Origin of the sequence: Blattabacterium cuenoti (assembly GCF_014252035.1) — a bacterium.
GTDB classification, from domain to species: domain Bacteria; phylum Bacteroidota; class Bacteroidia; order Flavobacteriales; family Blattabacteriaceae; genus Blattabacterium; species Blattabacterium cuenoti_Z.
Map to the genome: position 1 here is coordinate 464,415 of NZ_CP059207.1, position 25,887 is coordinate 490,301.

Genomic DNA, 25,887 nt, shown 5'->3' on the forward strand with positions numbered 1-25,887 from the left:
TTTATTTCAATTCAATTTCTGCTCCTATTTGTTCAAATTTATTTTTGAAATCTTCTGCATCTTTCTTATTTACAGATTCTTTTATAACACTAGGTACATTATCTACTAAATCTTTAGACTCTTTAAGTCCTTTTCCAGTTACTTCTTTTACTAGTTTTACTACAGATAGTTTAGAATTTCCAGTAGATTTTAAAATAATATTGAATATACTTTTTTCCTCTTTTTCTGATTTTTTTTCTACATTTTTAGAATTATTATCACCTGGGCTTAATAATGATAAACCAGATGGCTCTATACCATATTTTTTTTTTAGAATATTAGCTAAATCAGTAACTTGTTTTACTGTTAGATTAACTAATTGTTCTGCTAATTTTTCTATCATTTTATTATTAATTATTTTTTTAATTATTATCTATTTTTTCATCAAAATTTCCAAAATATTATATATGTTATCCTTCAATGAATTTAAAGATAAAATCACATTCTTCATTGGAAATTGAAGTATATTTATAATTTCTATAATGATTTCTTCTTTGGATTTAATATTAATTAATAAATCCAAATCTTTATTGCCAAAATAAAAAGAATCTTGAAAATAAGCACATTTCATGTACGGTTTTTCTGATTTTTCTTCAATATGAAAATTCTTTATTATTCTAGAAATAATGTTTCCTTTACTTGGATTTGAATATAAAACAGTAGTATTTCCATTTAATACAGAGATAAATGTATTTAATTTATTATTTTTTTCCAAAGCTTTTTTTAAAAGAGTATTTTTTACTACTTTCATTTTGATATTTTCTTTATGAAAATTTTTTCTGATAGTAGATATTTGATTAGAATTTAAATTAGATATATCAACTAGATATATTGTATCATTATTATTATCATTCAATAATGAAATCAATTTTGATAATTCTTTTTTTTTTACTTCTTTATTATTATTTTTTTTACTCATTGATTTTTTAATCAAAGTTTTTTATATCTAGTGATACGCTACCACTACCCATTGTAGATGATAAACATACATTTTTTATATATGAACCTTTAGAAGATGATGGCTTACTTTGAATAATTTTTCTCATAAATTCCTTTATATTTTCTAATAAATGTTGATTTGAAAAAGATATTCTTCCTACCGAAGAATGAATAATACCATAACGATCAGATTTAAAAAATACTTTTCCATATTTAAATTCCTCTATAGATTTTTTTATATCTGTTGAAACAGTATCCATTTTAGGATTAGGCATTAATCCTTTTGGTCCTAGTATCTTTCCAAGAATACTTAATTTATTCATAACTGAAGGAGTAGCAACTATTACATCAATATTATCAGTCCATCCAGATTTTATTTTTTCAATATAATCTAATCCAACATAATCTGCTCCAGATTCTTTAGCTTCTAATTCTCTTTCTTGATCAACTAAAGCTAATACAATAGTATTTTTTCCTATTCCATTAGGAAGTTTTATTGATCCTCTAACCATTTGATCTGGTAAACGAGGATCTATTCCAAGACAAATAGCAATATCTACAGAAGCATTAAATTTAACAAAATTTGTTTTTTTAATGATTTCTATAGCTTTTTCTAAAGAATATTTCTTATTATGAGAAATTTTATCTCTATATTTTTTTTTATTTTTAGTTAATTTTTTTGACATATATCAATCTATCACTTCAATTCCCATAGATCTTGCTGTACCAGATATCATGGATATAGCAGATTCTATTGAAAAACAATTTAAATCTTCCATTTTTTCTTCTGCTATTTTTTTTATTTCATCTAAACTAATTTTTCCAATTTTTTGTCTATTAGATTCTTTCGATCCTTTCTCTTTTTTTAAAAAAGATAATAATTGTATCGATACTGGCGGTTTTTTTATTACAAAAGAAAAAGATTTATCTTCATATACTGTAATTAAAACAGGACATATTTTTCCTTGTTTTTCTTTAGTACGAAAATTATATTGTTTACAAAATTCCATAATATTCACTCCAACACTTCCTAAAATAGGACCTATTGGAGGTGCAGGAGTTGCCTTTCCTCCATTTATATTTTGAATTTTTATTTTTTTTATTACTTTTTTCATAAAATTCAAATTTTTTCTATTTGAGTAAAATTCAATTCTAAAGGAGTCTTCCTTCCAAAAATTAAAACTGCTAATTCTAATTTTCTTTTTTCCTCATTAATTTTTTCAATTGTTCCATTAAATCCACTGAAAGGTCCATCAATGACTTTTATTGTTTCTCCTACAACAAAAGGAATATTTATATCATAACTTTCGTATAATTTATCTATAGTGCCTAACATTTTATTGACCTCATCTTTTCTCATTGGAATAGGAACGGCAGAATTTCCTTTCCCTTCACTCAAAAAGTTAATAACTCCAGGTACGTTTTTAATTGCATGAACTGCTTCTCCATCTAAATTAGCTTCTACCATAACATATCCAGGATAATGAACTTTTTCTCTATGGACTTTTTTTCCTTTTCTCATTTGTATTACTTTTTCAATAGGAACTAATATTTTACCTATATATTTTTGAAATCCATTATCTCTAACTTCATTTTCAATATATGATTTTACTTTATTTTCTTGTCCACTAATGGTTTTAATAACATACCATTTTTTTTCTAAATCATTCATTATCCAATTTTTATAGAAAATAATTTTTTAATTATAAAAATTAAAAAACCATCTACCCCATATAAAAATATGGAGAAAAATATAGAAAAAAAAGTAACAATTATAGTTGACGTTTTCAAATTTTTCCATTTTGGCCAAGTTATATAATAAAAAAATTCTTTATAAATTTCTGTAAAAAAACTATAAATTCTATTATTTATCATAAATCCTAAAAGTATATTTGCACGGATGGTAAGAATCGAACTTACGACCTTCGGTTTTGGAGACCGATGCTCTACCAAACTAAGCTACATCCGTAAAATAAATTATTTATATGATAATATGAGTTACTTGTCCAGCTCCAACTGTTTTTCCACCTTCACGAATAGCAAAACGTAAATTTTCACTTAATGCAACAGGTTGATGTAAATCAACTTCCATTGACACATTATCACCCGGCATTACCATTTCTACTCCATCTGGAAGATGGACTTCTCCTGTAACATCTGTTGTTCTCAAATAAAATTGAGGACGATATTTATTATGAAAAGGAGTATGTCTACCACCTTCTTCTTTTGTAAGAACATAAACTTCTGCTTTAAATTTTTTATGTGGACTTATAGAACCTGGTTTTCCTATAACCATTCCTCTTCTAATATCTTTTTTTTCTATACCACGTAATAAAAGTCCAACATTATCTCCTGCTTGTCCTTTGTCTAATATTTTTCTAAACATCTCAACTCCTGTTACTGTAGAAGTTAATTTATTATTTCCCATTCCTATAATATCTACTAAATCTCCTGTATTAACAATTCCACTTTCTATACGACCTGTAGCCACAGTACCTCTACCAGTTATAGTAAAAACATCTTCCACTGGCATTAAAAATGGTTTATCTATTTCACGTACAGGTTCTGGAATATATTCGTCTAATATATTCATAAGATCTTTAATTTTTTCAATCCACTTTTTTTCACCATTAAGAGCTCCTAATGCAGATCCTTGTATAACAGGAATATTTTCTCCGTCATATTCATATTTTGTAAGAAGTTCTCTAATTTCCATTTCTACTAATTCTAATAATTCTATATCATCTACTTGATCTACTTTATTCATAAAAACTACAATTTTAGGAACTCCTACTTGACGTGCTAATAATATATGTTCTCTAGTTTGAGGCATAGGGCCGTCTGTAGCAGCAACAACTAATATTGCTCCATCCATTTGCGCAGCGCCAGTTATCATATTTTTAATATAATCGGCATGTCCAGGACAATCAACATGAGCATAATGTCTTTTTACAGTTTCATATTCTACATGAGATGTATTAATCGTAATACCTCTAGCTTTTTCTTCTGGAGCATTATCTATGGCATCAAAACTTTTTTCTTCTGCTAAACCTACCTCTGATAATACTTTTGTTATTGCAGCAGTAAGTGTTGTTTTTCCATGATCTACGTGACCAGTAGTTCCTATATTTAAATGTGGTTTATTTCTTTTAAATTTTTCTTTTGCCATGATAATAAATTAATAATAATTAATTAGTTTCTAAATTTTTTTATAGAAAAAAGCCAATGGCGGGAATTGAACCCGTGACCTCTTCCTTACCAAGGAAGTACTCTTCCACTGAGCTACATTGGCACTATTTTTATTCACTCGTATAATAGAGCGGAAGACGGGATTCGAACCCGCGACATTCAACTTGGAAGGCTGAAGCTCTACCAACTGAGCTACTTCCGCAAAAAAAATGGGGAGAGCAGGATTCGAACCTGCGAAGGCATAGCCAACAGATTTACAGTCTGTCCTCGTTAACCAAACTTGAGTATCTCCCCCCCATAAAGGAGCCGGCGGAGGGATTCGAACCCACGACCCCGAGATTACAAATCACGTGCTCTAACCAACTGAGCTACACCGGCAATAAAATTTGTTTAATTTTCGTTGATTAAAAAAATAATATTTCGTAACGATGAAAATCAGACGGATACAAATCTATAGAGATTTTTATAATTAAAAAAATAATAAATATCACAAAAATTTTATATTTTGAATTCTTTTTCTAAAGAATAACAATAAAACAACTCCTATAAATATAACCATATCAGATACATTAAAAACAGGTTTAAAAAATTGAAAATTTTTACCTCCAAAAAACGGAATGTAATTAGGAAAAAAAATATCTATTATAGGAAGATGAAATATATCTACTACACATCCTTCCATAAAAGAAGCATAACCATTATTAATACTATCGAAATTAATTTTTGATATTCCAGAATAAGGAATCCAATTTTTACATTCTTTACTATAAGTTGTTCCTGTATTAAATAAAAAACCATATAATGCACTATCTAAAAAATTTCCTATAGCTCCTGAAAAAATAAACATCATTGGAATAACTAAATAATTAGAAGATTTATTTTTTACATTTTTATAAATAAAAAATAATATGAAAGAAATTAAAAAAAATCGAAAAAAACTTAATAAAACTTTTCCAAAGTATCCAGGAGCAATATGAATTCCATAAGCCATTCCTGGGTTTTCAATCAATATAATGCAGAAAAAGGGAGATATACAAAAACCGTCTCCCAATCTAAAATGAGTTTTGATATAAATTTTTAAAAATTGGTCTATTAATAAAATAGGAAAAGTAATAAAAAATATTTTTTTCAAAAAATAAAATTTATTGTTGTTATTTTCTAATATTCAATATTATAACATGTAAAACAATGAAAAACATTATTTTCATATTTATTTCCTACTACTGACATATGTTTTATTTTTATATAGTTTCTTCTTTTACTTTACGAATTATCACATATAACCTATATTTTTTTTCAAAATTTATTTCGTATCCATTTTTTTTCTCTTGATGATCTTTTTTTATATCTAAAGCAAGTGTTTCTTGACAAATAAAATTTTTATATTTTTCTATGACAAATTGTATATTTTTATTAGCATTTATTATATATATAAATATTTTTTCAATAACATTACAATTATTTTGTTTTCTTAAAATTTGAATATTTCGAATAAATTCCCTAATAAATCCTTCTTCCCAAAGGGAATTTGTAATACGTAAATCTAATGCTATTGTTAATTGATTATCAGATAAAATATCCCAACCTTTTACAAATTCTGTCGTAATTTTTACATCATCTAAAAAAATGGATATTTTTTCACCTTTATTGTGAAAGATATACTTTTTTTTTCTCTCTATTTCTTTAATAATTTTTTGGTCAAATTTTTCTATTATTTCAGATATTTCTTTGGTTTTTTCTCTAAATTTAGACCCAATAGACTTATAATTAGGTTTAATATGTTTTACTAATTCTAAATTAGAATAAGAATTTGTAAATTTTATTTCTTTTACATTTGTTTCATTGATCAGGAGATTTTCCAATTTTTTCAATTGATCAACCATTTTTTTATCTGTAATAATCATTAATTTTTTTAAAGGTTGACGTATTTTTATTTTATTTTTTTTCCTTACAGAAAAAACCATTGTTGTTATTTTCTGAACAAAAGTCATTTTATCTTCTAATTTTTTGTTGATTAAATGTTTATCAACAATGGGAAAATTAGTAAAATGAATACTTTCAAAAAATTCCTTTTTTGTAACTGAATTTAGATCTAAATATAATTTTTCAGAAAAAAACGGAGCTATTGGAGAAATTAGTTTTGCTACATTAATTAAACATTTATAAAGTATTTGATATGCAACAATTTTATTAACAGTGTATTTATCTTTCCAAAATCTTCTACGACATAATCTTACATACCAATTGCTTAACTTATCTAAAACAAAAGACGATATTACACGAACTACTTTAGTAGGATTATAATTAATATAATATTTATCTGATTTTTCAATAAGAGAATTTAATTCGGAAATAATCCATAAATCTAATTCTGTATAATTATCTGTAGATAATTCTTTTTCTTTATAAGAAAATCCATCAATATTAGCATATAATGCAAAAAAAGCATATATATTATATAATGTTCCAAAAAATTTATTAATTATAACATTAATTCCATCTACATTAAACTTCAAATTATCCCAAGGTTCTGAATTAAATATAATGTACCAACGTATAGCATCAGGGCCATATTTATCTATTAATTCAAAAGGATTAATAGTATTTCCTTTACTTTTAGACATTTTTTGTCCATTTTTATCTAATACTAACCCAATAGATATTACATTTTTATATGCTATAGAATTGAATAAAATACTGCTAATTGTATGTAAAGTAAAAAACCACCCTCTTGTTTGATCGACTCCTTCTGCAATGAAATCAGCAGGAAATAGAAAATTTTTATCAATATTATCTTTATTTTCAAAAGGATAATGTAATTGAGCATATGGCATAGCTCCAGAATCGAACCAAACATCCACTAAATCTGGTTCTCTATTCATAGGTTCTCCTTGAGAAGAAACTAATATTACTTCATCTAAAATATGTTTATGTAAATCTATATTACTATAATTAGTATCACTCATATCGTCAATTACGAAATTATCAAATATATTATGAGACATAAAACCATATTTAATAGATTTTTTAATCTCCAAAATTAATTCTTTAATTGAACCTATTACTATTTCTTCATCTCCTTTTTTTGTTCTCCAAATAGGGAGTGGAGTTCCCCAATATCTAGAACGAGAAAAATTCCAATTTTTTGTGTTTTCTAACCAAGAAGAAAAACGTTTTTTACCAATAAAATTAGGATACCAGTTTATTTTTTCATTTAAAGAAATCATTTTATTTTTAACCTTTGTAGTTTTTATAAACCATGAATTTAAAGGGTAGTAAATAATAGGTTTATCTGTTCTCCAACAATGTGGATAAAAATGAAAATATTTTTCTACTCTTAATATTTTATTTTTTTTTTCTAAAAAAGAAATTATTTCCTTATCTACTAAAAATTTATCAACATTGGATGTTGTAAAATCACTTTTGATATATTTTCCTCCAAATCCATGAGGAAAACTACTAATATATTTTCCTTGCATATCTACTAAAGGAATAGGAATACCTTCTTTATTCAAAACTAAAATTGGAGGAATATCATATTTTTTAGCTATTATAAAATCTTCCGATCCAAATGTAGGAGATATATGAACAATTCCAGATCCTTCTTTTGTATTTACAAAAGATCCATCTATGACTTGAAAAGCATTTTCTTTTTTATAATAAGGTTTGAACCAAGGCAATAGTTGTTCATATTTGCTATACATTAAATCAATTCCTTTGAATTGATATATTATATAATATGGAATTTTATTTTTACATCTCTTTAAGTTTATAGAATAAAATTCATTTTTATCAAATATTTGATAATATTTTTCTTTGGGTAAAACATAGTCAATTAGTTTAGATGAAAAGATTATGATTTCTTTTTTGTAAGAAAAATTTTCAATATTATAAATACTGTAAATTTCAACTAAAACATAATCAATATTTTTTCCAATAGCTAAAGCTGTATTTGAAGGTAAAGTCCAAGGTGAAGTAGTCCATGATATAAAAAATACATCATCATTACCAAATATATTTCTTTTCAATTTATTTGATAAATAATCTTTTATAACTTTAAATTTAACAAAAGGAGAAATTTGTTCTACTTTTTTATAACATCCCGGCATATTTAATTCATGATAGCTTAAACCTGTATTAGCAGCGGGAGAATAAGGTTGAATATCGTAATCTTTATAAATAAATTTATTATCATATAGTTTTTTAATTAACCACCATACACTTTCTATGTATTTTGTATTATAAGTTATATAAGGTGATTTTAAATCTATCCAATACCCTATTTTTTTAGTGAAAAGAATCCATTTTTTCAATGCATTATGAACAAATTTTTTACAAATAGAATTATATTTTTTTATAGAAATTTTTTTACCTATATCATTTTTTTCAATTTTCATATATTTTTCTACATTTAATTCTATGGGTAAACCATGAGCATCCCACCCAGATTTTCTAAAAACTTTGTTTCCTTTTAGAGTATAATATCTACAAAAAATATCCTTTATAATTCTAGAAACTACATGATGAACTCCGGGGTTCCCATTTAAAGATGGGGGTCCTTCATATAGGATATATTTTTTTTTATAGGAATTCGTAGTACATTGAAAACTTTTTTTTAAAATATCATGATTTTTCCAATATTGAAATATCTCTTTAGTTACCTGATTAAGGTCCAACTTTTTATATTCTATAAACATTAATTTTATTTATGAATGATTCAATTTTAATTTAATAAATAAAAATCCTCTATTTTAATCAAAAAATTTCATTTTTTATTATGAATAAAGAAAAAATATTTTCAAATGAGAAAAAAAGAAGAAAAAGAAACACCGTTAATCAAGCAATATAATGATATAAAAAGTAAATATCCAGATACAATACTACTATTTCAAGTAGGAGATTTCTATGAAATTTTTGGTGAAGATGCAATAAAGTGTTCAGAAGTATTAAGTATTGTACTAACTAAAAGATCCAATATTTATTTAGCTGGATTTCCATGTCATTCTATAGATTCTTATCTACCAAAATTAATCCAATATGGATTACGTGTTGCTATTTGTGATCAATTAGAAGAGCCAAAAAAAGTAGGTACCCTCGTTAAAAGAGGGGTGACAGAACTAGTAACTCCAGGTTTAGCCATAAATGATAATTTTTTAAAAATAAAATCAAACAATTTTTTAGCTTCTATTCATATAGAAAAAAATTATTTAGGATTGAGTTTTTTAGATATTTCTACAGGAGAATTTTTCATAGTAGAAGATGATAAAAATAAAATATTGCAATATTTAACACATTTCAATCCTAGTGAAGTTTTATTTCAAAAAAATAAAAAAAATTTTTTCGATAAACTAATAAAAAATAAATATTATACTTTCTTGATAGAAGATTGGATATTTGATTATTCATTTGCTTATGAAAAATTAACATCACATTTTAAAACAAATTCTTTAAAAGGATTTGGAATAGAAAATTTAAAATTGGGTATTATTGCTTCAGGTGTTATATTATCATATTTACATAATACACATCATGTAAAAATACAACATATATCCAGTATAAAAAAAATAAAAAAAGAAGGATATATGTGGATTGATCATTTTACTTTCCGTAGTTTAGAGATATTTAATTCCATTAACAATGATGGAATTTCTTTAGTTGAAATCATGGATAAAACTATTACCCCAATGGGTGGTAGATTATTAAAAAACTGGATTTCTTTTCCTTTAATAGATATAGATCATATAGAGAAACGGCATCAAATAGTACAAGAGATATGCTGTAATGATGAAATACGAATTTTTATAAAGAAAAAACTGAAATACATTCAAGATATAGAAAGAGTAGTTTCTAAAATAGCTATTGGAAAAATAACTCCTCGTGAATTATTTATGTTACATAAATCTTTAGAAATTATTACTGAAATAAAAAAAATTTTTTTAATACAAAAATCAAATATATTTATAAGTATTGGAAATTCTATTGAAAATTGTGATTTTATATCTAATAAAATAACTAAAACTATTGAAAAAGATCCTCCAAATCAAATAGAGAAAGGAAAAGCGAATGTTATCGTTAAAGGAGTTTCCAAAGAATTAGATGAAATGCGAATGTTATATTTTTCACAAAAAGAGTATTTAGATCAACTTCTTTTACACGAAAAATTGCAAACGCAAATATCAAATATTAAAATAGGTTATAATAATATATTTGGATATTTTTTTGAAATAAAAAAAAATACAAAAAAATGTAATATTCCGTCTTATTGGATTCAAAAACAAACATTATCTAATTCAGAAAGATATATAACAGAAAAATTAAAAAATTTTGAATCAAAAATTTTTAATATTGAATCAAAAATATTTTTGCTAGAAAAAGAAATATTTTTTGAATTAATAAATCAAATTCTAAAAAATATAAAAATTTTACAAAAAAACTCAAAAATTATAGCAAAAATTGATGTTTTATTTTCATTTTCAACTATTTCATTAGAAAATAATTATGTCAAACCAACAATGAATAACTCCACAGAGTTATATATAAAAAGTGGAAGACATCCAGTTATTGAAAAAAAATTTCAATCTAAATCGTATTATATTCCTAATGATATTCTTTTAAATAAAAAGAATCAGCAAATTTTAATTATAACAGGACCTAATATGTCTGGTAAATCTGCTGTTTTACGTCAAACAGCTATTATTATACTTATGGCACATGTAGGGTGTTTTATTCCTGCAAAAGAAGCAAAAATAGGATTAATAGATAAAATATTTAGCAGAGTTGGAGCTTCTGATAATATTTCTTTAGGAGAATCTACATTCATGGTAGAAATGAATGAAACTGCCAATATATTAAATAATTTATCTGAAAGAAGTTTTTTAATTTTAGACGAAATAGGAAGAGGTACGAGTACGTATGATGGAGTTTCAATAGCAAAATCTGTTATTGAATTTTTACATAATCATCATTTACGTCCTATTACTATGTTTGCTACTCATTATCATGAATTAAATAATATGAATATCTCTTTCCAAAGAATCAAAAATTTACATGTTCTCGTTAAAAAAATCAATGATAATATTGTTTTTATGAGAAAACTAGTTCCTGGTATAAGTGAACATAGTTTTGGAATTTATGTAGCAAAAATATCCGGTATGCCAAAAAAAGTGATTTGTAGAGCAAAAACCTTACTAAAAAAAAATATAAATGAAAAAAAAAAAAAAGAAAAACTTTATTTTTATTTAAAAGAGATAGAAAAAATTAAAACATATCAAGATGATTTAATAAAAAAAATCAAAAATTTATTAAAAAATAAATGAATATATTATTCTTTATTTTATAAAAGTGTTTAGTTTTATATATTTTTGCGAGAATAGCTCAGTTGGTAGAGTACAACCTTGCCAAGGTTGGGGTCGCGGGTTCGAATCCCGTTTCTCGCTTGTTTTTTATTTTTTTAACCCGGGTGGTGGAATAGGTAGACACACAGGACTTAAAATCCTGTGATCATTTTGATCGTACGGGTTCAAATCCCGTCCCGGGTATTTTTTTTATTATTTATTACTATAATAATTGGGTGTTTCTTTTGTGATATTGACACTATGTGGATGATTTTCTCTCAACCCTGAATTTGTTATTCTAACAAATTTTGCATTTTTCATTAAATCCATGATATTAGATACTCCACAATATCCCATTCCAGAACGTATTCCTCCACAAATTTGATAAATCACATCTTTTATTCTTCCTTTGTAAGGAACCATAGCTTCTATTCCTTCTGGAACAGATTTTTCGTTAAATTGAAAATAACGATCTTTACTTCCTCTTTTCATAGCTATTAAAGATCCCATTCCTACATAAGTTTTAAATTTTCTTCCATGAAAAAGAACTTCTTCTCCTGGAGACTCATCTGTTCCAGCAAACAAACTTCCAATCATTACACAACATGCTCCAGATGCAATTGCTTTTACTACATCTCCAGAATATCTGATCCCTCCATCAGAAATCACACTGACATTTCTCTTTTTAGCATATTCACATACATCATTTATTGCAGTTATTTGCGGCATTCCTACACCAGATATAACTCTAGTCGTGCAAATAGAACCAGAACCTATTCCAACCTTTAAAACAGTAGATCCAGCATTTATAAGATCTTTTGCTCCTTTTTCTGTTACTACATTTCCTGTAATCAATGGAATTTTTGGAAAAGAATGTCTAATTGATTTTATTACATTTAACACCTTTAATGAATGACCATGAGCTGAATCTATAGCTATAATATCTACTCCCACTTTAATCAAAGAATCTACTCTTTTTAAAGTAGTATGGTCTATACCTACAGCTGCTCCAACCCTTAATTTTCCTCTATAATCTTTACATGCATTAGGATGTTTAATTAAATTATCAATATCTCTAATTGTAATTAATCCTATTAATATGTTATTGTTATCTACAATAGGTAGTTTTTCTATTCTTTCCTTCAAAAGAATATTTTTTGCTTTTTCTAAAGTTATATCTTTATTAGAAGTAATTAATTTTTCTTTTGTCATGACATCTTTTACTAAAGTGTCTAAGTCTGTACGGTATTTTATGTCTCTTCTAGTTATTATTCCTACTAATACATGATTTTCACTAATTACAGGAAAACCTGATATTTTATATTTCTTCATAAGTAATTGTGCATCTCTTAGAGTAGAATTTATAAAAAGAGTAATAGGTTCATCTATCATTCCACTTTCACTTCTTTTTACTTTATAAACTTCTTCTGATTGATTTTTTATATTCATATTTTTATGAATAATTCCCATACCACCTTCTCTAGCAATAGAAATTGCTAGAGAAGACTCAGTTACTGTATCCATAGCTGCGCTTAATATGGGAATATTCAGTGCAATATCAAATGTTAAATAAGTTTTCAAAGAAACTTCTGATGGTAGAATTTCTGAATAAGATGGAACTAATAAAACGTCATCAAAGGTTAAAGCTTCCTTTAAAATCTTTTTATTTAAAGACATAATTTTTTTTATTAGAAAGATAAAATTTTATTCTATAATTTTAATATAATTATGATAGTTTGTAATTATCTTATTTTCAAACTGAAAAATAAATAATCCAAGTATATTTTTTTTACAAAAAAAAAAATAGAGACAATGATATATTTTTTCATTCCAAATTTTTATATAAATTTGCCCAGAATATGTAATAACTGAAATATTTATCGACTATGATGAAAAAACTAAGAATTGCTGTTACTACATTACTTTTAGTAATGTTTTTATTTTCTGTAAGTTGTAACAATAAAAATAAAAACGATAATACTTCTTCTAATAATAATACAACAGAAGAAGATAAAGCAGCTAATAATAACAACAATAATAATAACAATGATCAAACAGATTCTAACTCTGCAACAACAAATAACCCTACTACAAATTCTAATGAAGAACCATCATCAAAAAGTAGTGAAGAGTCTTCTTCTGTAGAAAAAGGAAAAGATAAAGTTGAAGATAACGAAAAAAAGTAAAATAGTACCAGTTAATAAATAAGTAATAATAGAAGAAATAAGAGAAGAAGAAAAAGAGAGTTATTGATTACTCTCTTTCTTTTCAACTTTTTATTTTCGCTTTTTTTCCTTTTAGTTTTCTAAAATAATATATCCTAGATCTTCTTACTTTTCCTTTTTTATTTATTTCTATTTTTTTTATGTTTGGCTGACTGATAATAAATATTCGCTCTACTCCTATTCCTAGGCTTGTTTTTCTTATGGTGAAATTTTTCGTCAGTCCTATACCTTGTTTTTTAATAACTACTCCTTTAAAAGATTGTATTCTCTTTTTTTCTCCTTCTTTAATTTCAAAAAAAACAGTTATTGTATCTCCAGAATTAAATAATGGAAAATCATTTTTAACATAATATTTATCTTCTATATATTTTATCGTATTTTTTAACATATTTTATCGATATCTTTTAATATTTTTTTTACTAAAAACTCAGATTTTTTTCTTGAAGTACTTTCTGTATGTATTCTAACAACATTTTCTGTATTAGATTTTCTTATATGAATCCATTCATTATTTAATAAATAAATTTTAATTCCATCTTTAAAATCCATTTTATTTCCTTTATACTTTTTTTTTATTTTGCTTAATAAAATTTTATTATCATAAGAAAATTTTATTTTTCTTTTAGATATATAATACTTGGAGTATTTCTTTTTTAAAATAGATAATGGAATTTTATTTAGTTTAGCAATATGAGTTAAAAATAATGCTATTCCAACTAATGCATCTCTTCCATAACGAAGGTTTGGATAAATAACTCCTCCATTTCCTTCTCCACCTATAATAGCATTAACTTCTTTCATTTTTTTTACAACGTGTACTTCACCAACAGGTGTTGAATAATAAGGTGCTCCTATTTTTTCAGATAAGTCTTTTAAAGCTTGCGAAGAAGATAGTGTAGAAACTACAGGTCCAATTTTATTTTTTAGTATGAAATCTGCAATAGAAACTATTGTATATTCTTCTCCAAAAAAATTTCCATTTTCACAGATAAATACTACTCGATCTACATCAGGATCTACAGATATACCCATGTCTGCTTTATATTTAGGAACTTTTTTACATATTTCTATTAAATTTTTTTTAATAGGTTCAGGTTTATGAACAAAATCCCCATTAGGATTGCAATACATTTCTATTACAGAAACTCCTAAATTTTTTAAAAGAAGAGGAACAGCTATACCTCCAGCAGAATTTATTCCATCTACTACTATTTTAAATCTTGATTTTTTAATAATATTTTTATCTATAATTGGCAATGAAATAATTTTATCTACGTGTTTTTTTATACAATTTTTTTTTTGAAAAATATTTCCTATTCTTTTATAAGATACGAAATGAAAACGTTTTTTATTTACAATATTAAATAACATTTTATAATCGTTTTCTGATAAAAATTCTCCATTATGATTAAACATTTTTAAACCATTCCAATTCTTTGGATTATGACTAGCAGTTAACATTATTCCACCATCAGCCTTTTCATTAATAATGGAAATACCAACAGTAGGAGTCGTAGATAATCCAATGTAAATAACATTAATTCCTAAATTGATTAAACTGATAGACAGTAATTCTTGAAAAAATGTAGAAGTAATACGACCATCTCTTCCTAAAACAATGACATATTTTTTATGCTTTTTATATTTTTTTTTAATCCAAGAAATGTATGCATAAGATAATTCTATGATATCAATAGGCGAAAAACTATATCCATTTCTTCCACCTAATGTTCCTCTAATTCCAGATGAAGATTTTATAAGTATCAAAATAAAAATTTACCAATTTTTATTAACAAAAATACAAAAATAAATTTCTGAATACTATTCAAAATTTAATACTCTTTTTGGATAAATTTTATTAATAAAAAACAAAAAAATAAAAATAACCGTAAAAAAGCAAATAAAAATAATAGACAAATTAATCATAATAATATGAAAAAAGTTCAAGTCTACAGGAACGTAATCAATAAAATATTGTGTTTTATTTAATGATAAAATATGGAATATCTTTTGTATTTTTAATAAAGAAATACTAATTATATCACCTAAAATTAATGGAAAAACGAATAATCGTATTATATAAAATATAAATATGTTATATATGATTTTGTTTTTTGATCCTATAGTTTTTAAAATTCCTATAGTTTTTCTTCTTTCCAAAAGAAGTATTAAAAAAAACGTGATCATATTGATGATTAAAGTTATAAGAATAATAAAAACAATTATATTAATATTAGTACTAAATACGTTTATCCATGTAATAAAACTATTATAACATTGATAATTAGTATATTTTAATAAAAAATTGCTGGATTCTTTTTTCATAATAATATCTGATTGAAAAAAATCAGACATGAATATTTCACAACCTTCTGAAAATCCTTTCTTCCATCCATAAATAGATTGTATATATTTTATATTTCCAATAATATATAAATCATCAAATTCTGAAATACCTGTTTCGTATAATCCATTTACTCTAAAAATTTTAGAAACAATGATAGGAGCAGATAATTTTTTATGGAAAAAAATAAAATTAATTTTTACATTTGATCCAATATTTAATCCTAATAATAAAGAATTTTTACTAGATAAAATAATGTTATTATCAGATAATAAGTTATTCTTAATTTTACCAATTAAGAAATAGTGAAAAAAAATAGGATTATAATCTTCATATACACCTTTAAATATAAATCTTTCCGAAAGATGATCTTTTCCAATGATTATATCATTTTCAGCAAATGGATAAACATTCTTTATTTTTTTTTTTACATGATCATAATCATACAAAAAAAATTCTTTCAATAAAGAATTACTTTTTTCACAAATATTAATAGGAAACTTTTTTTTTGAAATTTTATTTACTACAGTAATTTGCCCTTTAATATTTAATAATTTATCTCGTATAATATTTTTAAATCCAAATCCTATGGAAAAAGTAAAAATTGTTATCAATAAACTAATAAATATTGTTATTTGTGTTACAAAAATTATTGTTTGAAAAGTTTTATTGCTACTTTTACAAACTGTTTTTCTAGAAAAAACCCATTCAAAATTCAATATTTTTTTATTATTTTTCTATTTTCAAATAATCTTCATCTAAAGAATTATTATTTTCATAATTACCATCATGATTAGTGTCATTATCTTCGATAAGACTATTATCTTCTTTATCCAGTATATTTTTTTTATAATCTTCCTCCCAAGCTAATAAAGGTTTTTTCGTTTCCTCTAAATTTGCAAATTTAGATTGATCACTAATAAATTTTAAACGGAATTTATCTAATACTCCATTTCTATGTTTAGCTATTATAATTTCTGCTTGACCTGCACAATAATCATTTCCCTCATCTGTATCCCATGTTTTAAAACCATAATATTCAGGTCTATAAATAAATAATACAATATCAGCATCTTGCTCTATAGCTCCTGATTCTCGTAAATCGGACAATAGTGGTCGTTTATTACCTCCTCTTGTTTCAACAGCTCTTGATAATTGTGATAAAGCTATTATAGGTATATCTAATTCTTTAGCAATGGATTTTAAATTCCGAGATATTACTGATATTTCTTGTTCTCTATTTTGAAATCTAAATCCATTGTTATTATTTATAGCCATTAATTGCATATAATCTATCAATACTAATTTAACATTATGTTGAGATATTAATCTACGACATTTTGTTCGTAAGTTAAATACAGATAAAGAAGGAGTATCATCTATGAATAGTGGAGCATTCATTAAATTTTTTGTTTTTTGATTTAAAGATTTCCAATCTGAATCAGATAAAGAAGCTCTTCTTATCTGATTTGAAGAAAGACCTGTTTCTGACGAAATTAATCTTGTTATTAATTGAATAGAAGACATCTCTAATGAAAAAATTAAAACAGGAATTTTCTTTTTTACAACAATATTTCTAACCATAGATAACATAAAAGTAGTTTTTCCCATACCAGGTCTAGATGCTAGAATAATTAAATCAGAATTTTGCCAACCAGAAGTTATATAATCCATTTTTTTAAAACCAGAAGGAATTCCACTTAATCCATCTATTGCAGTTTTTTTTATTTTATCTATAGCTTTTTTTATTAGAGATTGAGTATCTTCATATTTTTTTGTGATTAGATATTTTTTACTAATATCGAAAAGATTAGATTCTGCTTGATCTAAAAGATCAAAAACATCTGTTGTACTTTCATAACATTTTTTGATGATGTTTGAAGATATACTTATTAATTTTCTTAAAATAAATTTTTGTAAAATAATGCGACTATGATATTCTATATGAGCAGATGAAATAACTTTTTGAGTCAATTCTATTAAATAAACTTCTCCTCCCACTGAATCTAATTTTTCTAACTTTCTAAGTTCATTTGAAACTGTATATAAATCTATAGGTTCAGAACTATGATATAGTTTTTGAATGACACTAAATATGTCTTGGTGTTTTTTTTGATAAAAAACTTCAGGATAAAGAATATCAATGACTTCATCCAAACCTTTTTTATCTATCATCATAGCACCTATAACAGCTTGTTCTAAATCTAAAGATTGAGGAGGAATATTTGCTTTTTTTGAAAAATTTAAGTAATTAAAATAACCTCCTTCCTTGATATGATAATCCATAAAGTGGAATTTTAAATATTTTATTCATCAAAAAAACCTATAGAAATATACTTATTTTTTCTTTCTCTGATGAGAGAAACAATATCAATTTTTGATAATTTATTATAATATTTTATAATTTGTTTTTTTATAACTTTATAAGTTTTTTCCGGATAAAAATGAGCTCCTCCTAATGGTTCTTTAATAATATCATCTATAAGATTTAATTTATACATATCTTCCGCAGTTAGTTTTAATGCTTCCGCAGATTTTTCTTTTTTATCCCAATTTCCCCAAAGTATCGTAGAACAGCTCTCAGGAGATATAACAGAAAACCAAGAATTTTCCATCATAGAAACCATATCTCCTATTCCAATACCTAAAGCTCCTCCACTAGCTCCTTCTCCTATTATTAAAACAATAATAGGTACTTTTAAACACATCATTTCATAAATATTTCTACCAATAGCTTCTCCTTGTCCCCTTTCTTCTGCTTCTATTCCAGGAAATGCACCTGGCGTATCAACAAAAGTTACAACAGGTTTTTTAAATTTCTCCGCTAATTTCATTAAACGTAACGCTTTTCTATATCCTTCTGGATTAGGCATACCAAATCTTCTATATTGTCTATCCTTAGTATTTCTACCTTTTTGAGTTCCTATGAACATAAAAGTAACATCATCTATTTTTCCAAAACCTCCAACAATTGCTTTATCATCTCCAAAATTTCTATCTCCATGTAATTCTATAAAAGAATTTTTTTTTGTTATTGATTGAATATAATCTAAAGTATAAGGTCTATTCGGATGTCTAGACAATTGTATTCTTTGCCAAGGAGTTAAATTACTATGTATCTTTTTAATAGTTTCTTCCAACTTAAATTGTAATTTATCACAAACATCTTTCATATCAACTCCACTTTTTTTTTCTATAAGAATACAATTTAAATATTGGTCTTGAATTTCTTGTATCGGCTTTTCAAAATCTAAATACTCCATATAAATAAAAAAATTATGTAAATGAACTACTAATATATTCTTTGTTAACAAAAGAAATATATTCTGTAGATATTCCTTTTGGACACTCTATTTCACATGCTTTAGTGTTTGAACAACTTCCAAACCCTTCTTCGTCCATTTTATTAATCATATTTAATACTCTTTTTTTTCTTTCTATTGCTCCTTGAGGTAATAATGAAAATTGCGATATTTTTGCTGAAACAAATAACATTGCAGATCTATTCTTACATGCTGCTACACATGCTCCACAACCAATGCAAGTAGCTGCATCAAATGCTTTATCTGCTTTTTCTTTTGGAATAGGAATTATATTTCCGTCAATTGTTTTTCCAAATGTATCTACAGATATAAAACCTCCAGACATAATAATTCTATCAAAAGAAGACCGATCGACAATAAGATCTTTAATAATAGGAAATGATCTTGCTCTCCAAGGTTCAACATATATAGTTTCTCCATTACAAAAATTACGCATATACAATTGGCAAGTAGTAACTAAATTATCTGGACCATGTGCCCTACCATTTATGTAAAGAGAACACGTCCCACAAATTCCCTCTCTACAGTCATGATCAAATGATATAGTTTCTTCTTTTTCAAAAAGAATTTGGTTGTTCAAAACATCCAACATTTCCAAGAAGGAACTGTTTGGAGAGATATTATTAACTATATAAGTTTGAAAATATCCTTTATCATGGTTATTTTTTTGTCTCCAAATTTTTAATTTGAAACTCATAAGTTCTTTCATAAAATTTATATTATTATTTGTAAGAACGGGATTCTAGTTTCGCAAAACGAAAATCTAAATTTTCTTTATACATAATTTCATTACTGATATTATCTGTATTATATTTCCATGCAGAAACATGTTTATAATAAACATCATCACGAACGGCTTCACCTTCTTTTGTTTGATATTCTTCTCTAAAATGACTTCCACAAGATTCTTTTCTATGTAAAGCATCCATGGCCATTAATTCTCCTAATTCTAGAAAATCAGCAACACGTATAGCTTTTTCTAACTCTGAGTTTAATGCAACGTTTTTTGGAACAAAAACATCATTCCAAAAATAATCACGTAATTTTTGTATGTCATTTATTGCTTTTAATAATCCTGCATGATTTCTACTCATTCCAACATATTTCCACATTATATGTCCAAGCTTCTTATGAAAAAAATCTACAGATTTTTTACCATTATTTTTAATTATTCTATTTATTACATTTTTTATATGGTACTCTGATTTATCAAATTCCATATGATATGTGGTTAAATCCTTTTTTTTAGATGATGTTACATACTTAGATAAATAATCTGCCATAGTATATGGTAGTATAAAATATCCATCTGCTAATCCCTGCATGAGAGCAGAAGCACCTAGTCTGTTCGATCCATGATCAGAAAAATTTGCTTCTCCTATTACAAAACATCCAGGAATCGATGACATTAAATTATAGTCTACCCATAACCCCCCCATTGTATAATGAACCGCTGGATAAATTTTCATAGGAGTTTCATAAGGATTTTCTTCAGTTATTTTTTCATACATATGAAACAAATTTCCATATTTAGATTCTATTACTTTTTTTCCTAATTGTTTTTTCTTTTCTATAGAAGGATTTTTTATACCCAATTCATTTGCTTTTTCTTCTCCATATTTTTCTATAGAATAAGAAAAATCCAAAAATACTCCTTCTTTATTTTCATTATTTTCTATTCCAAATCCTCTATCACATCGTTCCTTTGCTGCTCTAGATGCTACATCTCTTGGGACAAGGTTCCCAAACGAAGGATAACGTCTTTCCAAATAATAATCTCTTTCGTTTTCATTTATATCCTCTGGTTTTTTAACAGAATCACGGATCATCTTTGCATCTTCCAATTTTTTTGGTACCCATATTCTACCATCATTTCTTAACGATTCGGACATTAATGTTAATTTAGATTGATATTCTCCATGTATCGGTATACATGTAGGATGTATTTGTGTATAACAAGGATTAGAAAATAATGCACCTTTTCTATGAACTTTCCATATAGCACTAGCGTTGGATCCCATAGCATTAGTAGATAGAAAAAAAACATTACCATATCCACCTGAGGCTATTACTACGGAATGTGCACTATGTCTTTCTAATTTTCCCGAAACTAAATCTCTAGCTATAATTCCTCTAGCAATACCATTTATTAAAACCAAATCCAACATTTCGTGACGATTATACATTTTGATTCTTCCTTTTCCAATTTGTCTACACAGTGCTGAATAACAACCCAACAACAATTGTTGTCCAGTTTGTCCTTTAGCATAAAATGTTCTAGAAACTTTTGTACCTCCAAAAGATCTTGTCTCTAAATATCCTGCATAATCTCTGGCAAATGGAACTCCCTGAGCTACACATTGATCAATAATATTAGAAGAAATTTCAGATAGACGATAAACATTAGCTTCTCTAGATCTATAGTCTCCTCCTTTTATTGTATCGTAAAAAAGCTGATATACAGAATCATTATCACATTTATAATTTTTAGAAGCATTAATACCACCTTGCGCTGCTACGGAATGTGCTCTTCTAGGTGAATCTTGATAACAGAAAATTTTTACTTTATAGCCTAATTCTGATAAAGAAGCTGCAGCAGAAGCTCCAGCAAGACCAGATCCTACAACAATAATACTAAAATAAGATCTATTATTAGGTGATATAAGTTTTAAAGTTGATTTATGATTATTCCATTTTTCATGTATTTCCCCTTTTGGAACTTTATTATTTAATTCTAAATTATATTTCATTTTAAAAAATTAATTTCTACTATTGAAAAAAAACCATATAGCAATAATAGAAAATCCAGAACAAATGATCCAAAAATAAAGAAAACCGAATCTCTTTATCCAAATAATTCTTTTTTTATTAGATAATCCTAATGATTGAAAAGAAGACTGAAATCCATGATGCAAATGAATCCCAAGAATAAAAAAAGATAAAACATATACAAATGTATATATTGGATTTTTAAATAAAGTAACAACTATGTTATAATCAGAAATTATATTACGATTATATTTCATAGGAATCATAAAATTCATCAAATGTAATACAATGAAACATAAAACTAAAATACCACTATATATCATGGTTCTGCTACTAAATGACGAAGTTACATAAGTACTTATAATATAATTTATCTCTCCTTTCGCATTACTATTTTTAAAATGTAATAAAATTCCAAGTAAAATATGAGTAATAAAACCAATAGCTAGCACATATTCTAAAATATGAATTAGAATATTATTTCTCATAAAATGAACAGCATTATTAAATTCTTTCTCTCCTATAAAAAGAAATAAATTAATACTTAAATGCAAGGATAAAAATATCATAAGAAATATACCAGTAATGGCCATTACCATTTTTTTCCCAACAGATAATTGAAAAAAACTACAGTTATTTCCCAAAATTTAAAAATATTGAATAAAATAAAAAAATAAACTAATAATCTCCACCAAAATATTATGGAAATATTTCTTGATATTTACTATCAAAGATAATTAATTTTTAGAAAAGTTTTTTACTTTATTGATATTATGTAAAGCTTCTATAAGTAAATCTATATCTTTTTTTTCATTAAAAACTCCAAAAGATATTCTTATTGGCATCATTTTTTTTAATAAGTATTCATTTGTAATAGACTGAATAACATGAGAAATATTTTTAATATTACTACTGTCACAAGAACTTCCTCTGGAAACAGAAACTCCCATCAAATCTAAATGAAAATATAACAAATGATCTTTTTTTGTTGGATATAAAAAATTTAGTATAGTTGGAGCACTTCTTTCAAAAGAAGAAGATAATCCATTAAAAATAATGTTTGGGATTATTTTCTCTAATTCTGAAATGCAATATGATTTTAACTTCTTCATTTTATTAAAATGATTTTCAAAATTACAAGATGCTAATTTTAAAGCTTTTGAAAGACCTATTATTCCATGAACATTTTCTGTACCAGAACGTAAACCATGTTCCTGTAATCCACCAGTAATGAAAGGTTTCATATTTTTAATAATTTTTTTTCTTGCAAAAAAAAAACCTACTCCTTTTGGTCCATAAAATTTATGAGCGCTAGCAGTAGCAAAATCAAACCCACTTTTTTTCATATCAATAGGAAAATTTCCAATAAATTGAATTGTATCTGAATGAAAATATGCGTTATATTTTTTACATAAAAAAAAAACATTTTCTACATTTAACAAATTACCAATTTCATTATTAACATACATTAAACTTACAAGTGTTTTTAAAGAAGAATTTTTTTTCAGTAATTCTTCCATATTATTAAAATCTATTTCTCCTTTTTCTTTTAATCGAATGTAATTGACTTTTATTTTAAACTTATAAGATAAGTACAATACTGTTTGTAAAACAGAAGAATGTTCTAATGGAGAAGTCAGAATGTGTTTTATTTTTAAATCTAATACAGAAGATCTGAGTATAATATTGTTAGCTTCTGTACCACCTGAAGTAAAAACTATTTCTGAAGGTTTAGCATTAATATTTTTTGCTATACTTATTCTAGATTCCTCTATTATAGAACGTGCTTGTCTACCATAACTATGATGTGTTGATGAAGGATTACCAAATGAATACTTTAATGTATTTACCATAACTTTTATTACTTCACTCCTTACTGGAGTTGTAGCTGCATTATCTAAATAAGATCGTACCATTGAATTTGAAAATAAATAAAATAATTTATTACAAATATATAATCTATTCAAATTCTGTTATTTAATACTATAACTACCCTTTAATTTTATATATTTATTATTATTTATCTTTCTTTGATAGAAGTCTTTATAACATAAAACTTTATAAAAACTTTTGATTCTTTTTTGGTTTTAAAAATGTTATTAAAATGTCTATTTTATTTTATATTTAAATTGAGTGAATATGAAAATAAATGTTGGGATTTCGGTATTAATGGGGTTTTTGATAGGAATTATTACATGTTATTTTTTTGGAAGAAAAACTATATTAAAAAAATATATTCAATTATTAGAACAAGCTAATGTTCAAGCAAAAAAAATCATAAGAAATGCAGAAAAAGAAGGGGAAAATTTAAAGAAAAAAAAAGTTTTACAAGCTAAAGAAAAATTTATAGAATTAAAATCTAAACATGATAAAAACATATATTTTAGAGAAAAAAATATAATTGATATAGAAAATAGAACAAAAGAAAAAGAAAGTAAATTATCCAAAGAAATAGAATTTTATTTGAAGAGTAATAATCTTTTAGAAATTAAAATGCATGATTATGAAAAAAAGTATAAAATTCTTCAGAATAAAGAAGAAGAATTTAAAAACATGCATAAAAAACAAGTAAAATTACTTGAAAAAATAAGCAACTATTCTTCTGAAATAGCTAAAAATGAATTAATTAAATTACTGAAAAACGAAGCAAAAATAAAAGTAAAATCATATATAAGAAATATTATAGAAGAATCACAATTAACTGCAAAAATGAAAGCTAAAAAAATAGTAATTCAGGCAATTCAAAGGATTGGTGCAGAACAATCTGCAGAAAATGCTGTATCTATTTTCAATATAGAATCAGACGATGTAAAAGGACGTATTATAGGAAAAGAAGGAAGAAATATAAGAGCTCTAGAAAGAGCGACAGGTGTCGATATCATTGTAGATGATACACCGGAATCTATTCTTTTATCTTGTTTTAATCCTGTTAGAAGAGAAATTGCTAGAATATCTCTCCAAAAATTAGTGGTCGACGGACGTATTCATCCAGCAAAAATAGAAGAAATAGTATTAAAAACAGAACAAAAAATAGAAGAAGAAATAATTGAAATAGGAAAAAAAAATCTAATTGATTTAGGAATTAACGGAGTTCACCCAGAATTAATTAAAATGATAGGAAGAATGAAATATAGATCATCTTATGGTCAAAATTTATTACAACACTCTCGTGAAGTTTCTCATTTATCAGGAATATTAGCTTCTGAATTAGGATTAAATGTAAAACTAGCAAAACGTGCAGGATTATTACATGATATTGGTAAAATTCCTGAAACAGAATCAGAATTACCTCATGCTATTTTAGGAATGCAATGGGCAGAAAAATATGGAGAAAATATTGATATATGTAACGCTATTGGATCTCATCATGACGAAATAGAAATGAAAACATTAATATCTCCTATTGTGCAAATATCAGATTCAATTAGTGGATCTCGTCCAGGAGTAAGAAAAAATTATTTCGAATCTTACTCAAAAAGGTTAAAAAATTTAGAAGATATAGCAATTAGTTTTGAAGGTGTGAATAAAGCGTTTGCTATACAAGCAGGAAGAGAATTACGTGTTTTAGTAAAAAGTGATAAAATAGATGATAAAAAAGCTTTTCAATTATCTTGCGATATTACAGAAAAAATAAAAAATGAAATAACATATCCTGGTCAAATAAAAGTAACAGTTATTAGAGAAACAAGAGCAGTACAAATAGCTAAATAAAAAAATATGAAAAT

General features: G+C 25.2%; 22 protein-coding genes and 7 tRNA genes. 5 read left to right on the forward strand and 24 right to left on the reverse strand.

Going from position 1 to position 25,887, the window contains the following annotated elements; translation table 11 throughout:
- Window position 1: 1 nt before the first annotated feature.
- The 14 genes from rplL to ileS all read right to left on the reverse strand — a co-directional run bounded on the left by rplL (window position 2) and on the right by ileS (window position 8,864).
- Window positions 2-382: a 50S ribosomal protein L7/L12 gene (gene rplL, locus H0H49_RS02240; protein WP_185864341.1), complete on the reverse strand. Its 381-nt coding sequence runs from the start codon at window positions 380-382 to the stop codon at window positions 2-4.
- 30 nt (window positions 383-412) lie between these two features.
- A complete protein-coding gene (gene rplJ / locus H0H49_RS02245; protein ID WP_185864342.1) occupies window positions 413-958 on the reverse strand; it encodes a 50S ribosomal protein L10 in 546 nt (181 codons plus the stop codon).
- A 7-nt stretch (window positions 959-965) separates the two neighbouring features.
- The gene (gene rplA, locus H0H49_RS02250; protein ID WP_185864343.1) at window positions 966-1,664 is read right to left on the reverse strand and encodes a 50S ribosomal protein L1; all 699 of its coding nucleotides are present in this window, start codon (window positions 1,662-1,664) and stop codon (window positions 966-968) included.
- A 3-nt stretch (window positions 1,665-1,667) separates the two neighbouring features.
- On the reverse strand, window positions 1,668-2,093 hold the full coding sequence (gene rplK / locus H0H49_RS02255) for a 50S ribosomal protein L11 (RefSeq protein ID WP_185864344.1): 426 nt from the start codon (window positions 2,091-2,093) through the stop codon (window positions 1,668-1,670).
- Between the two features lie 5 nt (window positions 2,094-2,098).
- On the reverse strand, window positions 2,099-2,650 hold the full coding sequence (nusG, locus tag H0H49_RS02260; protein ID WP_185864345.1) for a transcription termination/antitermination protein NusG: 552 nt from the start codon (window positions 2,648-2,650) through the stop codon (window positions 2,099-2,101).
- Window positions 2,650-2,853, reverse strand: coding sequence for a preprotein translocase subunit SecE (secE, locus tag H0H49_RS03110; protein WP_185864346.1), 204 nt, complete (start codon window positions 2,851-2,853; stop codon window positions 2,650-2,652). Before secE ends, nusG begins: the two co-directional genes overlap by 1 nt.
- Window positions 2,854-2,873: 20 nt before the next feature.
- Window positions 2,874-2,947, reverse strand: a tRNA-Trp gene (locus H0H49_RS02270).
- Window positions 2,948-2,959: 12 nt separating this feature from the next.
- Window positions 2,960-4,147, reverse strand: a complete 1,188-nt coding sequence (gene tuf, locus H0H49_RS02275; protein ID WP_185864347.1) for an elongation factor Tu — start codon at window positions 4,145-4,147, stop codon at window positions 2,960-2,962.
- 51 nt (window positions 4,148-4,198) lie between these two features.
- A tRNA-Thr gene (locus tag H0H49_RS02280) sits at window positions 4,199-4,270 on the reverse strand.
- A gap of 26 nt (window positions 4,271-4,296) precedes the next feature.
- Window positions 4,297-4,369, reverse strand: a tRNA-Gly gene (locus H0H49_RS02285).
- Window positions 4,370-4,377: 8 nt separating this feature from the next.
- Window positions 4,378-4,461, reverse strand: a tRNA-Tyr gene (locus H0H49_RS02290).
- Between the two features lie 10 nt (window positions 4,462-4,471).
- Window positions 4,472-4,545, reverse strand: a tRNA-Thr gene (locus H0H49_RS02295).
- Window positions 4,546-4,654: 109 nt separating this feature from the next.
- Window positions 4,655-5,299 carry a lipoprotein signal peptidase gene (locus H0H49_RS02300; protein ID WP_185864348.1) on the reverse strand — a complete coding sequence of 215 codons (645 nt, stop codon included), beginning with the start codon at window positions 5,297-5,299 and terminating at the stop codon, window positions 4,655-4,657.
- A gap of 109 nt (window positions 5,300-5,408) precedes the next feature.
- Window positions 5,409-8,864, reverse strand: coding sequence for an isoleucine--tRNA ligase (gene ileS, locus H0H49_RS02305; RefSeq protein ID WP_317168694.1), 3,456 nt, complete (start codon window positions 8,862-8,864; stop codon window positions 5,409-5,411).
- A gap of 105 nt (window positions 8,865-8,969) precedes the next feature.
- Between ileS and mutS the strand changes: the two genes are divergently transcribed.
- The 3 genes from mutS (at window position 8,970) to H0H49_RS02320 (ending at window position 11,705) form a co-directional block, all read left to right on the forward strand.
- The gene (gene mutS, locus H0H49_RS02310; protein WP_185864349.1) at window positions 8,970-11,483 is read left to right on the forward strand and encodes a DNA mismatch repair protein MutS; all 2,514 of its coding nucleotides are present in this window, start codon (window positions 8,970-8,972) and stop codon (window positions 11,481-11,483) included.
- A gap of 47 nt (window positions 11,484-11,530) precedes the next feature.
- Window positions 11,531-11,603: transfer RNA gene (locus H0H49_RS02315), tRNA-Gly, on the forward strand.
- Window positions 11,604-11,620: 17 nt separating this feature from the next.
- Window positions 11,621-11,705: transfer RNA gene (locus H0H49_RS02320), tRNA-Leu, on the forward strand.
- A gap of 9 nt (window positions 11,706-11,714) precedes the next feature.
- Here the strand turns inward: H0H49_RS02320 and guaB are convergent.
- Window positions 11,715-13,178, reverse strand: coding sequence for an IMP dehydrogenase (gene guaB, locus H0H49_RS02325; RefSeq protein ID WP_185864350.1), 1,464 nt, complete (start codon window positions 13,176-13,178; stop codon window positions 11,715-11,717).
- Window positions 13,179-13,387: 209 nt separating this feature from the next.
- Between guaB and H0H49_RS02330 the strand changes: the two genes are divergently transcribed.
- Window positions 13,388-13,687, forward strand: coding sequence for a hypothetical protein (locus tag H0H49_RS02330; RefSeq protein ID WP_185864351.1), 300 nt, complete (start codon window positions 13,388-13,390; stop codon window positions 13,685-13,687).
- 82 nt (window positions 13,688-13,769) lie between these two features.
- On the opposite strand, the gene rplS is transcribed toward H0H49_RS02330, so the two are convergent.
- The 9 genes from rplS to H0H49_RS02375 form a co-directional block, all read right to left on the reverse strand.
- Window positions 13,770-14,114, reverse strand: coding sequence for a 50S ribosomal protein L19 (rplS, locus tag H0H49_RS02335; RefSeq protein WP_185864352.1), 345 nt, complete (start codon window positions 14,112-14,114; stop codon window positions 13,770-13,772).
- On the reverse strand, window positions 14,108-15,493 hold the full coding sequence (glmM, locus tag H0H49_RS02340; protein WP_185864353.1) for a phosphoglucosamine mutase: 1,386 nt from the start codon (window positions 15,491-15,493) through the stop codon (window positions 14,108-14,110). Before glmM ends, rplS begins: the two co-directional genes overlap by 7 nt.
- Window positions 15,494-15,547: 54 nt before the next feature.
- Window positions 15,548-16,789: an ABC transporter permease gene (locus tag H0H49_RS02345; protein ID WP_185864354.1), complete on the reverse strand. Its 1,242-nt coding sequence runs from the start codon at window positions 16,787-16,789 to the stop codon at window positions 15,548-15,550.
- A 10-nt stretch (window positions 16,790-16,799) separates the two neighbouring features.
- Window positions 16,800-18,356 (reverse strand): replicative DNA helicase, encoded by a 1,557-nt coding sequence (gene dnaB, locus H0H49_RS02350; RefSeq protein ID WP_185864355.1) that lies wholly within the window; start codon window positions 18,354-18,356, stop codon window positions 16,800-16,802.
- A 20-nt stretch (window positions 18,357-18,376) separates the two neighbouring features.
- The gene (locus H0H49_RS02355; RefSeq protein WP_185864356.1) at window positions 18,377-19,333 is read right to left on the reverse strand and encodes an acetyl-CoA carboxylase carboxyltransferase subunit alpha; all 957 of its coding nucleotides are present in this window, start codon (window positions 19,331-19,333) and stop codon (window positions 18,377-18,379) included.
- 13 nt (window positions 19,334-19,346) lie between these two features.
- Window positions 19,347-20,102, reverse strand: a complete 756-nt coding sequence (locus H0H49_RS02360; protein ID WP_185864357.1) for a succinate dehydrogenase/fumarate reductase iron-sulfur subunit — start codon at window positions 20,100-20,102, stop codon at window positions 19,347-19,349.
- A 13-nt stretch (window positions 20,103-20,115) separates the two neighbouring features.
- Window positions 20,116-22,143: a fumarate reductase/succinate dehydrogenase flavoprotein subunit gene (locus tag H0H49_RS02365; protein ID WP_185864358.1), complete on the reverse strand. Its 2,028-nt coding sequence runs from the start codon at window positions 22,141-22,143 to the stop codon at window positions 20,116-20,118.
- Between the two features lie 9 nt (window positions 22,144-22,152).
- Window positions 22,153-22,761 (reverse strand): succinate dehydrogenase cytochrome b subunit, encoded by a 609-nt coding sequence (locus H0H49_RS02370; protein WP_185864359.1) that lies wholly within the window; start codon window positions 22,759-22,761, stop codon window positions 22,153-22,155.
- Between the two features lie 138 nt (window positions 22,762-22,899).
- A complete protein-coding gene (locus H0H49_RS02375) occupies window positions 22,900-24,078 on the reverse strand; it encodes a cysteine desulfurase family protein (protein WP_185864360.1) in 1,179 nt (392 codons plus the stop codon).
- A gap of 223 nt (window positions 24,079-24,301) precedes the next feature.
- Between H0H49_RS02375 and rny the strand changes: the two genes are divergently transcribed.
- Complete coding sequence (rny, locus tag H0H49_RS02380) at window positions 24,302-25,873, forward strand: ribonuclease Y (RefSeq protein WP_185864361.1); 1,572 nt, start codon at window positions 24,302-24,304, stop codon at window positions 25,871-25,873.
- Window positions 25,874-25,887: the final 14 nt, after the last annotated feature.